This window comes from Rhizobium sp. BK176 (assembly GCF_024808055.1).
On sequence record NZ_JANUBV010000005.1, the window covers coordinates 300806 to 314732 of the forward strand.

The 13927-nt window shown below is 57.7% G+C and carries 16 protein-coding genes; 11 read left to right on the plus strand and 5 right to left on the minus strand.

Going from position 1 to position 13927, the window contains the following annotated elements; all coding sequences use genetic code 11:
• Positions 1–20: 20 nt before the first annotated feature.
• Together chpT and FHT76_RS18680 are read left to right on the plus strand one after the other, a co-directional pair.
• Positions 21–668: a histidine phosphotransferase ChpT gene (gene chpT, locus FHT76_RS18675; protein WP_183862006.1), complete on the plus strand. Its 648-nt coding sequence runs from the start codon at positions 21–23 to the stop codon at positions 666–668.
• Positions 669–780: 112 nt separating this feature from the next.
• The gene (locus tag FHT76_RS18680; RefSeq protein ID WP_183861542.1) at positions 781–1143 is read left to right on the plus strand and encodes a PleD family two-component system response regulator; all 363 of its coding nucleotides are present in this window, start codon (positions 781–783) and stop codon (positions 1141–1143) included.
• Positions 1144–1258: 115 nt separating this feature from the next.
• Here the strand turns inward: FHT76_RS18680 and ctrA are convergent, their stop codons facing one another.
• On the minus strand, positions 1259–1960 hold the full coding sequence (gene ctrA / locus FHT76_RS18685) for a response regulator transcription factor CtrA (protein ID WP_003542362.1): 702 nt from the start codon (positions 1958–1960) through the stop codon (positions 1259–1261).
• A 442-nt stretch (positions 1961–2402) separates the two neighbouring features.
• Between ctrA and FHT76_RS18690 the strand changes: the two genes are divergently transcribed.
• Complete coding sequence (locus FHT76_RS18690) at positions 2403–2753, plus strand: hypothetical protein (protein WP_016554933.1); 351 nt, start codon at positions 2403–2405, stop codon at positions 2751–2753.
• 101 nt (positions 2754–2854) lie between these two features.
• Here the strand turns inward: FHT76_RS18690 and FHT76_RS18695 are convergent, their stop codons facing one another.
• Complete coding sequence (locus tag FHT76_RS18695; RefSeq protein ID WP_183861539.1) at positions 2855–3136, minus strand: GNAT family N-acetyltransferase; 282 nt, start codon at positions 3134–3136, stop codon at positions 2855–2857.
• A gap of 313 nt (positions 3137–3449) precedes the next feature.
• Positions 3450–3725: a DUF1153 domain-containing protein gene (locus FHT76_RS18700; RefSeq protein WP_007533628.1), complete on the minus strand. Its 276-nt coding sequence runs from the start codon at positions 3723–3725 to the stop codon at positions 3450–3452.
• A gap of 399 nt (positions 3726–4124) precedes the next feature.
• On the opposite strand from FHT76_RS18700, the gene FHT76_RS18705 reads away from it, so the two are divergent.
• Complete coding sequence (locus FHT76_RS18705; protein ID WP_183861537.1) at positions 4125–4865, plus strand: LuxR family transcriptional regulator; 741 nt, start codon at positions 4125–4127, stop codon at positions 4863–4865.
• A gap of 17 nt (positions 4866–4882) precedes the next feature.
• Here the strand turns inward: FHT76_RS18705 and FHT76_RS18710 are convergent, their stop codons facing one another.
• Positions 4883–5920, minus strand: coding sequence for a DUF2793 domain-containing protein (locus tag FHT76_RS18710; protein ID WP_183861535.1), 1038 nt, complete (start codon positions 5918–5920; stop codon positions 4883–4885).
• A 134-nt stretch (positions 5921–6054) separates the two neighbouring features.
• Positions 6055–6849, minus strand: a complete 795-nt coding sequence (gene cysQ, locus FHT76_RS18715) for a 3'(2'),5'-bisphosphate nucleotidase CysQ (protein WP_183861533.1) — start codon at positions 6847–6849, stop codon at positions 6055–6057.
• 446 nt (positions 6850–7295) lie between these two features.
• Here cysQ and FHT76_RS18720 point away from each other — a divergent pair, with 446 nt between their 5' ends.
• The 7 genes from FHT76_RS18720 (at position 7296) to FHT76_RS18750 (ending at position 13919) form a co-directional block, all read left to right on the plus strand.
• Positions 7296–8198 carry a branched-chain amino acid ABC transporter permease gene (locus tag FHT76_RS18720; RefSeq protein ID WP_016554928.1) on the plus strand — a complete coding sequence of 301 codons (903 nt, stop codon included), beginning with the start codon at positions 7296–7298 and terminating at the stop codon, positions 8196–8198.
• A 4-nt stretch (positions 8199–8202) separates the two neighbouring features.
• Positions 8203–9597 (plus strand): high-affinity branched-chain amino acid ABC transporter permease LivM, encoded by a 1395-nt coding sequence (gene livM, locus FHT76_RS18725; RefSeq protein ID WP_183861531.1) that lies wholly within the window; start codon positions 8203–8205, stop codon positions 9595–9597.
• Positions 9597–10472, plus strand: a complete 876-nt coding sequence (locus tag FHT76_RS18730) for an ABC transporter ATP-binding protein (protein ID WP_016554926.1) — start codon at positions 9597–9599, stop codon at positions 10470–10472. The genes livM and FHT76_RS18730 overlap by 1 nt, the downstream gene beginning before the upstream one ends.
• Positions 10472–11200 carry an ABC transporter ATP-binding protein gene (locus FHT76_RS18735; protein ID WP_016554925.1) on the plus strand — a complete coding sequence of 243 codons (729 nt, stop codon included), beginning with the start codon at positions 10472–10474 and terminating at the stop codon, positions 11198–11200. Before FHT76_RS18730 ends, FHT76_RS18735 begins: the two co-directional genes overlap by 1 nt.
• A gap of 24 nt (positions 11201–11224) precedes the next feature.
• Positions 11225–11578, plus strand: coding sequence for a DUF6867 family protein (locus FHT76_RS18740; protein WP_114713530.1), 354 nt, complete (start codon positions 11225–11227; stop codon positions 11576–11578).
• A 119-nt stretch (positions 11579–11697) separates the two neighbouring features.
• Positions 11698–12822: a branched-chain amino acid ABC transporter substrate-binding protein gene (locus tag FHT76_RS18745; protein WP_016554923.1), complete on the plus strand. Its 1125-nt coding sequence runs from the start codon at positions 11698–11700 to the stop codon at positions 12820–12822.
• 125 nt (positions 12823–12947) lie between these two features.
• On the plus strand, positions 12948–13919 hold the full coding sequence (locus FHT76_RS18750) for a D-glycerate dehydrogenase (protein ID WP_183861524.1): 972 nt from the start codon (positions 12948–12950) through the stop codon (positions 13917–13919).
• The last annotated feature ends 8 nt before the right edge of the window (positions 13920–13927 follow it).

Genomic DNA, 13927 nt, shown 5'->3' on the forward strand with positions numbered 1-13927 from the left:
TGCCGCCCCTGGAGACGATGATGTCGAAGAATCCAAACCTCACCCTGACCGGTCCCGACTTGGCCGCGCTTCTGTGCAGCCGCGTCTGCCATGATGTCATTTCGCCGGTCGGCGCAATCAACAATGGTCTGGAGCTTCTGGACGAGGGCGGCGCCGACGCCGATGCGATGGATCTTATCAGGACAAGCGCGCTCAACGCGTCTGTGCGCCTGAAGTTCGCCCGGCTTGCCTTCGGCGCCTCAGGCTCGGTCGGCGCCTCGATCGATACCGGTGAAGCCGAACGCGCGGCGAAGGATTTTGCGGCTGCCGAGAAGAAGACCGAGGTTACTTGGAGTGGCCCGCGTGCGATCATCGCCAAAAACCGCGTCAAGCTGCTGCTCAATCTGTTTCTCGTGGCCTATTCGTCCATTCCGCGTGGCGGCACCATTGAAGTCACACTGGAAAACCCGGAGCTGGACGCAAAATTCAAGATTGTCGCAAAGGGCAAGTTGATGCGCCTGCCGCCGAAGTTCGTGGAAATTTCGACCGGGGAAGTCGAGGAGGCAATCGATGCCCATACGATTCAGCCGTACTATACGGTGCTGCTTGCCGATGAATGCGGCATGACGCTGGGCCATGGTGCAACCACCGAAGAACTGACCTTCACCGCTGACGTTATCGCGGCTTGATACAAGCCTCGACGGCGATTCGGCACCCCGAGGTAATAAATCCTTAGCCTAATGTTTTTATCCTTGGCTAGTAATTCGCCAGCCGGGACAGAAGCTGGGGCAAGGAGCAGCCATGCAGAGGTTTATGATCGCCGACTCGTCGGACGTTGTTCGCAAGGTCGGGAAGCGTATCCTGTCTGAGCTGGATTTCCTCGTCAGCGAAGCCTCGAATGTCTATGAAGCCCTTTCCAATTGCCAGGTCGAACTTCCGGACTACCTGATTGTCGATTCCGGAATGGACGGTGCGCTTGAACTGATCTCCACCATCCGCGGTATGGAAGGCGGCAACGAGGTCAAGATCTACTACTGCGTGGTCGAAGCCGATCTCAAGAAGCTGATGATGGGGAAACGGGCAGGGGCGACGGATTTTCTGCTCAAGCCGTTCGACCGCAAGATTTTGACTGCCGTTTTCGGCAATCGCGCTATCGCCGCATAATTGCGAACCTCCTTTCACCAATCAAGGCCGCCCTGGGCGGCTTTTTTATGCCGGAAACGAAAAAAATCCCGCCACAAGGACGGGACTTTTTCTATTTGGCAAAGGGGATGAAAACTCAGGCAGTCTCGGCGTACTCAGCGCCATCCGGCTCGCGCAGAACATAGCCCCGGCCCCAGACGGTTTCGATGTAGTTCGCGCCGCCAGCGGCGTTGGCCAGCTTCTTGCGCAGCTTGCAAATGAAGACGTCGATGATCTTCAGTTCCGGTTCGTCCATGCCGCCATAGAGGTGGTTCAGGAACATTTCCTTGGTAAGGGTGGTGCCCTTGCGGAGCGAGAGCAGCTCCAGCATCTGGTATTCCTTGCCGGTCAGGTGAACGCGCTGGCCACCGACTTCGACGGTCTTGGCGTCGAGGTTGACGATCAGTTCGCCGGTCATGATGACGGACTGGGCATGACCCTTGGAGCGGCGCACGATCGCATGAATGCGGGCAACCAGTTCGTCCTTGTGGAACGGCTTGGTCATGTAGTCGTCGGCGCCGAAACCGAGGCCGCGAACCTTGTCCTCAATGCCGGCCATGCCGGAGAGAATCAGGATCGGTGTCTTGACCTTGGACAGACGGAGAGTGCGGAGCACTTCATATCCGGACATGTCGGGAAGGTTCAAATCGAGAAGGATGATGTCGTAATCATACAACTTCCCGAGATCCACGCCTTCTTCACCCAGATCGGTGGTGTAGACGTTAAAACTTTCTGATTTGAGCATCAATTCGATGCTCTGCGCTGTCGCGCTATCATCTTCGATGAGTAGTACCCGCATTCTTATCCCCTTTACCGCCGCCGAAAGGTGGTCTGGCCCCCTACACGATACCGAATATGTCACTGCGTGATTTGGAAGCTGCCACGAAATGGTTAACAAATTCTGATTCACTCTGGCAAGAGGTAATCAATTTATTAAATATTTTGTCCATTCCGCTGTTTTCCAACGAGAATCCGCAAAGCCTACTTCTTAACTTTTACATTAAGAATGGCCGGTAAGCGATTCATTCGACTCACCAATGAAGCGGTATCGGAAATCGCGTAGTTGTGTTTACCGACCCTTAAATCATCGGCACTATCATTAACGATGCCCGTAAACGAAAGGTTACCAGCGGTAGGTTTTTGTTAATACCGACGGAAATTTTTTGGGCAGGCCGTTTCAAAGCGGCTCGCAGGGGCGGTTTTGAGTGGAGCAGGGGTCTCGCATCACTGGAGTAATGCGTATGAAGTCGCGTGAGAGCCTAACTCGCCTGAAGGAGTTTCAGGTGAACGAAAAACGTCGCCAACTGCAGCAATTGCAGATGATGATGTCCGAATTTGAACGGATGACGAAGGATTTGGAGAGCCAGATCCTCGTTGAAGAAAAGAAATCCGGCATTTCCGATCCGAATCACTTCGCCTATCCGACTTTCGCAAAGGCAGCGCGCCAGCGGGCGGACAATCTTCAGGTTTCGATCAAGGAGCTGAAGATGCAGGAAGAGTCGCTGGAACAGGCGCTCGAAGAGATGCAGGCGGAGTACGCACGTGCGGCCGCGCTGGAAGAGCGCGACAGCGCGGTCCGGGCAAGAGCCTAAGGCAGGAATCGGGCGCCGCTAGGGCGCCTCGACATCGCCTCGAAAAAGCCATGCATGATGGGCTGCCGCGTCCGTCATACATGGCTTTTGGCGTTGCGATGTCAGCTGTTGATGACATCTGCCCATTCCGCGTGGCGTTGGGATTGGGCTTTGAAGAACGGGCAGAGCGGGAAGATCTTCCATCCGCCCTTGCGCGCTTCCTCGACGGCGTGCAGAGCCAGTGCCTGGCCGACGCCCTTGCCGCGCAGTGCATCGGGTACCCCGGTGTGGTCGATGATGACGAGCTTAGGCGACGTGCGGGAGTAGGTCATCTCGGCCTGATGGCCCTCTAGCTCTGCAACGTAGCGACCGCCGGAAGTCGTTGCTTCGTTCTTGATGTTCATTGCCATTCCTCATCAACAGTGTGCTGTTCGGGAAAGTGGCATGTCACATTGCATACGCCAAGACGGTAGACGAGAACACAGTGTTCGATGAGGTCGGCGGGGAGAGGGCTGCCGGTATGGGCCGGCAGCGGTTCCAGCGTCACCGATCGAGTTTCCAGCTGAGTGGTCCATGAAGCGGGAATTCGCGGTGAAGCTTGTCGGTGATGGCGAGACGAAGCAAGTTCGCTGCGTCGCGAATTCGGGCCGTCTGTATATCCCCCTCAGGACATGCAAGCGGCCCGACTTGTAAAATTCGTTGCCCAAAAAGGGCTAGTCAGTGGCGATACTGCTGGATGCGGGTCGTGCGCAAACCGGCAAGACCATGGCTGTTGATCGAAGACTGCCAGGAGAGGAACTCTTCAACAGTCAGCGTGTAACGCTCGCAGGCTTCTTCCAAGCTCAGCAGGCCACCGCGAACCGCCGCTACAACCTCAGCTTTGCGGCGGATCACCCAGCGCCGTGTATTCGGCGGCGGCAGATCAGCAATCGTCAGCGGGCTGCCATCGGGGCCGATGACATATTTTACTCGGGGACGTATCATTTCGGTCATTGGACTCTCTACACAACTCAAGACCACGGCAGTCACTCTAGCTTGTCACATTTAAGAATTGCCTAAGCGCATCGTAACACTTTGATAAGAAATTTAGGCGTCGGAGCCCTAAGAAGCGATTTGCGCTTTAGCTGCCTTCCGCAACGTTAATTTGTAACTGGCGCATAGGAGCCATGCGTAATGGTTGATGGGCAATTGATATTCGCCAATTTATAAGCGGCGCAACATATGTGAGCGCAAGATCCCGTCTCCGTTCTTCTTGTGGCGCCCGGAATGACTAAAGCTGTTTGCTTCGTGTCCTTTTGATACGACGCCCTTTGCTTTTCGCTCGGTGCCGCGCGGCCTTTTATGGGTCGACAAACGCAGCAGGTGGGGTCGGAGCGAGCCGGGGATAAGACAATGAAGAAACAAGAGCGCGCCAGTCGCGATGGCGCGGAGCATGCTGTTTTTTCGCGGATCGCGTCTGGGCAGAACATGTCTGTACAGCGATTCAGCGATGGCATGGCCGAGATGGCGAGTGAGGCGGACTTCAACCACTACTTGCTGGCGGAGTTTCCACGCGGCGACCGCAGTGGCTTCCTCAGCAACCATCTGGCAAGCAACTGGCCGCAAGAGCTACTTGATATCTACGAAGAGGTTGATTTCTTCTACTGCTGCAAGCTTCTTGTAGCTTTGAAGACGACGACGATGCCGGTCTTCCATGACATTGCGGCCTTCGAGAGTGCGGCGACCAACCAGGGCGGCCAGCTCCAGACGGCCGTCTTCAAAAGATATGGCCTGAAAAATACATTTGCCTTTGCGCTGCATGATGTGCACCTGCGCCACTATGTGTTCGCATTTTCGGGTGAGCGCGAGTCACCTGCTCGCGATGAGGCGATGAGGCTGGTCTTCCGCGCGATGGAACTCCTGCAGCAACTCGGCCATCAGAACCCTGTAGAGCAGCCCGCGGAAAGCCTCAGCAGTCGCGAAATCGAATGCTTGCGTTGGTCGGCCGCTGGAAAGAGCAGCGAAGAGATCGCGATCATCCTTGATCTCTCCGCGCATACCGTGGTCGGCTACTTGAAGAGCGCGATGCGAAAGCTCAATTCCGTCAATCGCATGCAGGCCATCGCCCGCGCGTTTCGCTACAGGTTGCTCTAGACGGTTGTTGCTTTGATCTAAAGCATCACGACCGAAAGCTCGGTTTTCGCAGATCCGAACTCATACTGTGCGTTGCCGTGGTGCAGCAGCGCCAGCGAGTCTCCCTCATTCAGCGATGCTAAAGTGCAGGCAGTATGACGTGCCGCGCCGGTCGAAGCAGGACCGACAGCGGCCGCAAGCGCCACCGTGCCATTTGCCTCGAGGACGGCCTCATGTCCGGACGAAGACAGCGTGCTTGCTGTGAGCAGCAGGAGATATAGGCCGGTCTCGGGGATGAGCAGGCGGTTGCCAATGCCGGGTGAAATGACCGGGCCAAGAGAGAAGCCGCCTTGCAGCAGATGGAATTCGTTGAAGCCAGTTCGGCTGCCGGATGCCGGCGTGGATGCTCCCGCCGCCAAGGAGACACGAGCGGCGGGTTTGGCTGGCGTTCTTACAATCCCTCGCGGCGAAATTGTCAGAGCCGTCAGCCAATCGCTGCCGTTGCCGCTGATCTTGATCGAGAAATCGTCGTTGCCGGCGAGGCCTAGTTCCGCCCGGCCGGACCATGCTGTCTGGAAGAGCAGCGTTCCCGTCTCGCCGGCGGCAGACTTGTTGATCTTCAATTGGTGCCCGTGGCCGGAGTGACTGAAGAGGCTTGCGTCGGACGCCACCGAGAGGCGGTTGAAGGCATCCGGCGAGGTATTGATGCCGACCATCGGTAGAGAATTATCGTTATCCAGCGCTATCGCATGCCACCCGTCGGTGCTCAATGCGCGGAGTTGGCCCTGCGCCATGAAGAAGGCGCGCCAGCCCGGCCTCGGCTCGATATAGATCCAGGCGGCGTCCTGGCGGAGTGCCAGCATTCCGTCCCGGCCGGACCAAGCACCGCCGGCCCCTTCGGAGACCAGATAGCATTGTCCTTCGGAGACGTCGGGTGGAGGAAGGGAGGATTCTCCGGTGACGCTCAGTTGGACAATGGCATCGAGACGCTGCAGCGCTTCGTTGTGGGTAACGTGCTTTTGTGCCTGGGATGGCAGGATATAGGGCAGGGCGAGATTGTTGGTCTGGTCAGACACGGTTTTGCGGCTCCCGGATTGGCCGGAGCTTGCGCCCGGCACGGATTAATTTCGCCGAAAATCCTAGATGCTGCTAATGGGGCGTGGACGGTGGAAGCCGCGCTTCGCTGATTTTCCGTGTCTTTTCGAAAAGGTTATGCCCGCTCGAGCGCGGATCTCGCGCCGCCCCAGGATATGAAATTAGGGTTGGCGAAGTCGCTGTCATGCGGCTGTGACGTCTTGCCATAGGTGAGCGGCAGTCCGTCCAGCGTTACGGTCGAGCCGCCTGCGGCGCGTAGCACGGCGTCGCCGGCGGCCGTATCCCACTCCATCGTCCGCGTGAAGCGCGGATAGACGTCGGCCAGCCCTTCAGCCAGCATGCAGAACTTTAGCGATGAACCGATGTTGGTACAGCGGGAGATCGCATTCGCGCTCAGAAAGACATCCGTCTCAGGGCTGTTGTGCGATCGGCTCGCCAAAGCCGTCCGGTCGGCCGGTTGCGGCCGCACACGGATGGCGGTTCGCCGGATCACTTGAAAATGCTCGTTGACAAGAAGCTTCTCGGCCTTGTCGTTCTCTGCAGAAAACGCGATGCCGAGGGCAGGGGCATAGACGATCCCGGCGAGGGGCCGCCCGTCTCCGATGTAGGCGATGTTCACCGTGAACTCGCGACGCTTGTCGATGAATTCCCGAGTGCCGTCGAGCGGATCCACAAGGAAGAAAGACGCGCCGATCGCGGGAACGTTGCCGGCGGCCACCGACTCTTCCGCAATGATCGGGGTATCGGGGAAGGCTGCTTCAAGCTGTGCAATGATGATGCGCTCGGCGCGCTCGTCGGCGATGGTGACCGGGCTGTTGTCTGCTTTCCTGGCGGACGGGCACCCCTCCAGATAGACCTGCATAATTGCCTTGCCCGCTTCGAGAGCGGCGCGCTCAAATGTTTCGAGCATTGCTCGCCTTCCGGATCTTCCGCACTGCGCTCACCTCGAGCGCCTTTTCTTATATAGGGAATTCCCTCGACGATGTGAATCGTATCAGCGCAACGGGTTGCCGTCGAATGCGTGCAATCATGTATCGAATGCGCGCAGCACTCCCGGAAAAGAATCTCTGCGGTCGTCTTCATATGCTGCATCGCCTGGCGCCGAGCGAAAAATTTCGGTTGCTTGCGCCGTTAAAAGTCAAAAAGCGCTTTCTTAGGCTTAGCATGCTAAAAAAAGCGAATTCCTGACCGCAAAAAAGTCATTTTCACCAAAACGGCAAAGAACTTTGGGGCTTTGCGATTTTGCACTTCCCTTTTGGTTTGAAAGCGGTATGAAATCCTTAATCAAGGGCTCATTTAAGGTCCTAATAACAAGAGATGCTGGCTGAACTGGCTTGCATCCAGGGGAAATGACATATGGAATATTTTGTCCAGCAGCTCGTTAATGGGCTGACTCTTGGATCCATCTATGGCCTTGTGGCTATTGGCTATACGATGGTTTACGGCATTATCGGCATGATCAACTTCGCCCACGGCGATATCTTCATGCTCGGCGGCTTTGCCGGCCTTATTGTCTTTCTCGTTCTCACATCCATGTTCGCGGGCCTTCCGGTAGCGGTTCTGCTGTTGGTAATGCTGCTCATTGCGATGCTGATGACGAGCTTGTGGAACTGGACGATCGAGCGCGTTGCGTATCGTCCGCTGCGTGGATCTTTCCGCCTCGCGCCTCTGATCACCGCGATCGGCATGTCGATCACGCTGTCGAACTTCATTCAGGTGACGCAAGGTCCGCGCAACAAGCCGATCCCGCCGCTTGTCAGCACCGTTTACAACGTTGCGGGCATTTCGATTTCGCTGAAGCAGATCGTAATCATCCTCATCACGGTCGTGCTGCTGACGGTGTTCTGGTATCTCGTCAATCACACGTCCCTCGGGCGCGCCCAACGCGCAACCGAGCAGGACCGCAAGATGGCAGCGCTGCTGGGCGTCAATGTCGATCAGACGATTTCCGTTACCTTCATCATGGGTGCGGCGCTCGCTGCCGTCGCAGGTACGATGTATCTGATGTATTATGGTGTCGTGAACTTCAACGACGGCTTCGTACCGGGTGTGAAGGCGTTCACCGCGGCTGTTCTTGGCGGCATCGGCTCCTTGCCGGGTGCTGTTCTCGGCGGGCTGATGATCGGTCTCATCGAGTCGCTGTGGTCGGCTTACTTCACCATCGCGTACAAGGATGTGGCGACATTCGCCATCCTCGCTTTCGTGCTGATCTTCAAGCCGACAGGTATCCTGGGCCGGCCGGAAGTCGAGAAGGTATAACGTCATGGAAAATGCTGTACGTTCCGCTGACAAGTCCGCAAACGCCGGACTTGTTCAGAAGGGTATTAAAGAAGCTCTGTTCGCGGCTCTCATCTCGTTCGGCATGTTCGTGCTCTACGTCGGCCTGAAGACCGACCAGAACATCAGCAACGAACTCATCATCGTTCAGCGCTGGGGCCTCCTGGCCATCTTCGTGGCAATTGCTGCCGTCGGTCGTTTCTTGACGGTGGTCTTCTTGAGGCCACATCTCGATGCGCGCAAGTTGGCGAAGGCTCGTAGCGGCGAGCTTGATATCTCGACCGAGAAGGGCTTTTTTCACACGCACTTCTTGAAGATCGCGCTCATCGCGCTGCTGCTCTATCCGGTGTTTATCTATGCCGTTGCCGGTCCACAGGGCTCGCTGAAGTGGGTGGACAACTTTGGTATCCAGATCCTGATCTACGTGATGCTGGCCTGGGGATTGAACATCGTCGTCGGTCTCGCCGGCCTGCTCGATCTCGGTTACGTCGCCTTCTACGCGATTGGGGCGTATTCTTACGCGCTTCTATCCAGCTATTTCGGCCTCTCGTTCTGGGTGCTGCTGCCTCTGTCCGGTATTCTGGCTGCACTGTGGGGTGTCATTCTGGGCTTCCCGGTTCTGCGACTGCGCGGTGACTATCTCGCGATCGTAACGCTGGCTTTCGGTGAAATCATTCGCCTGGTGATCATCAACTGGACGGATCTCACCAAGGGGACGTTTGGGATCTCGGGCATTCCGAAGGCGACGCTTTTCGGCATTCCGTTCGATGCAAGTGCCGGCGGCTTTGCGAAGCTTTTCCACCTGCCAATTTCATCGGCCTACTACAAGATCTTCCTTTTCTACCTGATTTTGGCGCTTTGCATGCTGACCGCCTATGTGACGATCCGTCTGCGCCGGATGCCGATCGGCCGTGCGTGGGAGGCGATGCGCGAAGACGAAATCGCCTGCCGCTCGCTTGGGATCAATACCGTGACAACGAAACTCACGGCCTTTGCGACGGGTGCGATGTTCGGTGGTTTCGCCGGCTCGTTCTTTGCCGCTCGCCAAGGCTTTGTTTCTCCGGAATCGTTCGTCTTCCTGGAATCGGCGGTCATTCTGGCCATCGTCGTTCTGGGCGGCATGGGGTCACTGACGGGCATCGCGATTGCGGCAATCGTCATGGTTGGCGGCACGGAATTGTTGCGTGAGATGGCTTTCCTGAAGATGATTTTCGGACCGGACTTCACGCCAGAGCTCTACCGCATGCTGTTGTTCGGTCTGGCGATGGTCGTTGTGATGTTGATCAAGCCGCGTGGCTTCGTGGGATCGCGTGAACCGACGGCCTTCCTCAAGGAGCGCAAGGCAGTTTCCGGCAGCTTTACCAAGGAGGGCCACGGTTGATGAGCCCTCAGGAAACAAACATGACCAGCGATACTTTGCTCAAGGTCGAGCACCTGTCGATGAAGTTCGGCGGCCTGATGGCGATCAACGACTTTTCGTTCGAAGCCAAGCGCGGCGACATTACCGCGCTCATCGGCCCGAACGGCGCCGGCAAGACGACGGTCTTCAACTGCATCACAGGCTTCTACAAGCCGACGATGGGGATGATCACGCTGAAGCAGAAGAGCGGCAAGGAGTTCCTGCTGGAACGGCTTCCGGACTTCCGGATCACCAAAGAGGCCAGGGTTGCCCGTACCTTCCAGAACATCCGGCTGTTTTCCGGCCTGACCGTTCTCGAAAACCTGCTCGTCGCCCAGCACAACAAGTTGATGAAGGCGTCCGGCTACACGGTGATGGGGCTGGTGGGCATCGGACCGTATCGGGCCGAGGCGAAGAATGCCATCGAACTGGCGCGCCATTGGCTTGAAAAGGCCGATCTTATGGATCGGGCCGATGACCCGGCTGGTGATCTGCCCTACGGCGCACAGCGCCGGCTTGAGATCGCGCGCGCAATGTGCACGGAACCGGAACTTCTGTGCCTGGATGAGCCTGCCGCTGGACTCAATCCAAGAGAGTCGGCTGCGCTGAATGCGCTGCTGCGCAGCATTCGTACTGACAGCGGCACGTCGATTCTTCTGATCGAACACGATATGTCGGTGGTTATGGAAATTTCCGACCATGTCGTCGTTCTGGAATATGGCCAGAAGATCTCCGACGGCACGCCTGATGAGGTGAAGAATGACCCGAAGGTTATCGCAGCCTATCTCGGCGTCGAAGACGAGGAAGTGGAAGAAGTGATTGCAGCCGTAGAGAACCTCGAAGGAGGCTCGCACTGATGACTGGTCAGCCACTTCTCAAAGTCCAGGGCGTCGAAACCTATTACGGCAACATTCGGGCTCTGGCCGGAATCGATGTCGAAGTCCATCGCGGCGAGATCGTCAGCTTGATCGGCGCCAACGGTGCCGGCAAGTCGACGTTGATGATGACAATTTGCGGCAGCCCGCAGGCGCGCAACGGTTCGGTGGTTTTCGACGGTCGCGACATCACGCGTATGCCGACACACGAGATCGCCCGGCTTCGCATCGCGCAGTCGCCCGAAGGACGTCGGATATTCCCGCGCATGACCGTCATGGAAAACCTCCAGATGGGTGCCGGCCTGGATAACCTGAAGTACTTCAACGAGGACGTCGAAAAGGTCTTTACGATGTTCCCGCGGTTGAAGGAACGCCAGACCCAGCGCGGCGGCACGCTGTCTGGCGGCGAGCAGCAGATGCTGTCGATCGGTCGCGCGCTGATGGCGCGTCCGAAACTGCTGCTTCTCGACGAACCGTCACTCGGTCTCGCGCCGCTGATCGTCAAGGGCATTTTCGAGGCGATCAAGAAGTTGAACAAGGAGGAGGGGCTCACTGTCTTCCTCGTAGAGCAGAACGCCTTCGCGGCACTTCGCCTGTCCGACCGTGCTTATGTCATGGTCAACGGCAAAGTGACCATGAGCGGTTCCGGCGCGGAACTGCTGGCGAATCCGGAAGTGCGTGCCGCCTATCTCGAAGGCGGACGGCATTGAGCATGACGAAGGGGAGACTTTGATATGCAGGGACTTTTCTTTGAGGGCGATACCGGCGTTCGCAGTGCCATTCGGCTTTTCGTCGTGCTGATCGGATTCTGGACCGCTTGGCGAGCAGGCAAGGCTGCGGCGGACAGCTGGAGCGACTATCCGCTGGTGATCGCCTACACGGTTCTGCTCGCCGCTGCGATGCAGTTTCTGCATCACGCACTGTTTGATGGACCGGTCCTCAGCCTCTTTTACTATGTGATCGACCTCGTCCTTCTCTCGATCTTCTCGACGGCCGGCTATCGCTATCGCCGGACCAACCAGATGGTCAACAACTACTACTGGCTATACGAAAAGACTTCCCCCTTCTCCTGGAAGGCAAAACATTGACAGCCGGTTGAATCTAGGGACAGATTGCCCCTTCGAGTGGAACAAGTTTCCTGGCGCAGTAAAGTGGGTAATGCGCTGGGTGGTGGAACAGAACCCGCTAAAAAATTGGGAGTAATAGAATGAAAAAGTCTCTCCTGTCGGCTGTAGCTCTGACGGCGATGGTCGCCTTCAGCGGCAACGCATGGGCCGACATCATCGTTGGCGTTGCTGGTCCGCTGACCGGCCCGAACGCTGCGTTCGGGGCTCAGCTCCAGAAGGGCGCAGAGCAGGCGGCCGCTGACATCAACGCTGCCGGCGGCATCAACGGCGAGCAGATCAAGGTCGTACTCGGCGACGACGTCTCCGACCCGAAGCAGGGCATCTCGGTTGCGAACAAGTTCGCTGCTGACGGCGTCAAGTTCGTTATCGGCCACTTCAACTCGGGCGTTTCGATCCCGGCTTCCGAAGTCTACGCTGAAAACGGCATGCTCGAAATCACCCCGGCTGCTACGAACCCGAAGTTCACCGAGCGCGGTCTCTGGAACACGTTCCGTACTTGCGGCCGTGACGACCAGCAGGGTGCAATCGCCGGCAAGTATCTTGCTGACCACTTCAAGGACGCCAAGATCGCCGTCGTTCACGACAAGACGCCTTACGGCCAGGGTCTCGCTGACGAAACCAAGAAGTCTCTGAACGCTGCCGGTGTTACCGAAGTCGTCTACGAAGGCATCAACGTTGGTGACAAGGACTTCTCGGCCCTCATCGCTAAGATGAAGGAAGCCGGCGTCTCGATCATCTACTGGGGTGGACTTCACACCGAAGCTGGTCTGATCATCCGTCAGGCTGCCGACCAGGGCCTCAAGGCTACGCTGGTTTCCGGTGATGGTATCGTTTCGAACGAACTGGCATCGATCGCTGGCGACGCAGTCGCCGGTACGCTGAACACCTTCGGCCCCGATCCGACGCTGAACCCGGCCAACAAGGACCTCGTTGCGAAGTTCAAGGCTGCTGGCTTCAACCCGGAAGCTTACACGCTCTACTCCTACGCTGCGCTGCAGTCGATCGCTGGTGGCGCAAAGGCTGCCGGTTCCAACGACGCGGAAGCCGTTGCTGCGGCAATGAAGGCAAAGGGCCCGTTCCCGACCGTTCTCGGCGACATGTCGTTCGACGAAAAGGGCGACCCGAAGCTTCCTGGCTACATCATGTACGAGTGGAAGAAGGGTCCGGACGGCAAGTACAGCTACTTCCCGCAGGAAGCCAAGTAAGGGTTCATCCCCGCTTGTGCGGATTTTGGAAGCCCGGTCGCAAGACCGGGCTTCTTCCGTTTGGCCCTCGGCGTTTTTTTGCGCTACTGGGTAGGAAGTCAATCACGGCAATCGGAACGGTTCTCATGTCCAAACCACGCATTCTCGTCACGCGTCGCTGGCCTGCAACGGTAGAAAAGATCCTCTCGGACCGTTTTGACACGACGCTGAATGCGGATGATATCGCCATGAGTGGGGAGGCACTGAGCGATGCGCTTGACGCGTACGACGCCGTCCTGCCGACGGTCTCCGACCGGCTGCCGGCTGCCGTCTTTGATAGTGTGACGCCACGTGCCCGCATCCTGGGGAATTTCGGGGTAGGCTACAATCACATCGACATAGGTGCAGCGAAGGCGCGAGGGATCGTGGTGACGAACACGCCCGGGGTGCTGACCGACTGCACGGCCGATATCGCCATGCTCCTGCTGCTCACCGTCGCTCGCAGGGGTGGCGAAGGCGAGCGCCAGATCCGGGCTGGCGAGTGGCAGGGCTGGTGCCCGACGCATATGATCGGGACGAAGGTCACCGGTAAGACAGTCGGTATCATCGGTTTCGGGCGCATCGGCAAGGCGTTCGCGCAGCGTTGCCACTTCGGCTTCGGGATGGATGTCGTCTTCTTCAATCGGTCGCCTGTCGATCCGACGGAAGCGGCGCGCTACGGCGCAAGACAACTGCCGACAGTTGAGGATGTATTGGCGCTCTCCGATTTCGTTTCCTTGCACTGCCCTGGCGGCGAGGAGAACAGACATCTGATGAATGCTGCCCGGTTAGCCTCGATGAAGCCCGGCGCGTTCCTCATCAACACGGCTCGCGGCGATGTCGTCGATGAAGCGGCGTTGATCGCGTCCTTAAAGGACGGTGTCATCCGCGGCGCCGGGCTCGACGTCTATGCAGCCGAGCCGCATGTATCGGAGGCGCTGAGAGCCATGGAGAATGTCGTCCTGCTGCCACATCTCGGAAGCGCAACGGAGGAAACCCGCACTGCCATGGGAATGAAGGTTGTGGAGAACATCACCGCCTTCTTCGAAGGCAAAGAGCCGCCGGATCGCGTTACCTAGCGCCTTGG

Coding starts and splice junctions, on each gene's coding strand:
- chpT (WP_183862006.1), top strand. CDS start 21: ATGTCGAAGAATCCAAACCTCACCCTGACCGGTCCCGACTTGGCCGCG.
- FHT76_RS18680 (WP_183861542.1), top strand. CDS start 781: ATGCAGAGGTTTATGATCGCCGACTCGTCGGACGTTGTTCGCAAGGTC.
- ctrA (WP_003542362.1), bottom strand. CDS start 1,960: ATGCGGGTACTACTCATCGAAGATGATAGCGCGACAGCGCAGAGCATC.
- FHT76_RS18690 (WP_016554933.1), top strand. CDS start 2,403: ATGAAGTCGCGTGAGAGCCTAACTCGCCTGAAGGAGTTTCAGGTGAAC.
- FHT76_RS18695 (WP_183861539.1), bottom strand. CDS start 3,136: ATGAACATCAAGAACGAAGCAACGACTTCCGGCGGTCGCTACGTTGCA.
- FHT76_RS18700 (WP_007533628.1), bottom strand. CDS start 3,725: ATGACCGAAATGATACGTCCCCGAGTAAAATATGTCATCGGCCCCGAT.
- FHT76_RS18705 (WP_183861537.1), top strand. CDS start 4,125: ATGAAGAAACAAGAGCGCGCCAGTCGCGATGGCGCGGAGCATGCTGTT.
- cysQ (WP_183861533.1), bottom strand. CDS start 6,849: ATGCTCGAAACATTTGAGCGCGCCGCTCTCGAAGCGGGCAAGGCAATT.
- FHT76_RS18720 (WP_016554928.1), top strand. CDS start 7,296: ATGGAATATTTTGTCCAGCAGCTCGTTAATGGGCTGACTCTTGGATCC.
- livM (WP_183861531.1), top strand. CDS start 8,203: ATGGAAAATGCTGTACGTTCCGCTGACAAGTCCGCAAACGCCGGACTT.
- FHT76_RS18730 (WP_016554926.1), top strand. CDS start 9,597: ATGAGCCCTCAGGAAACAAACATGACCAGCGATACTTTGCTCAAGGTC.
- FHT76_RS18735 (WP_016554925.1), top strand. CDS start 10,472: ATGACTGGTCAGCCACTTCTCAAAGTCCAGGGCGTCGAAACCTATTAC.
- FHT76_RS18740 (WP_114713530.1), top strand. CDS start 11,225: ATGCAGGGACTTTTCTTTGAGGGCGATACCGGCGTTCGCAGTGCCATT.
- FHT76_RS18745 (WP_016554923.1), top strand. CDS start 11,698: ATGAAAAAGTCTCTCCTGTCGGCTGTAGCTCTGACGGCGATGGTCGCC.
- FHT76_RS18750 (WP_183861524.1), top strand. CDS start 12,948: ATGTCCAAACCACGCATTCTCGTCACGCGTCGCTGGCCTGCAACGGTA.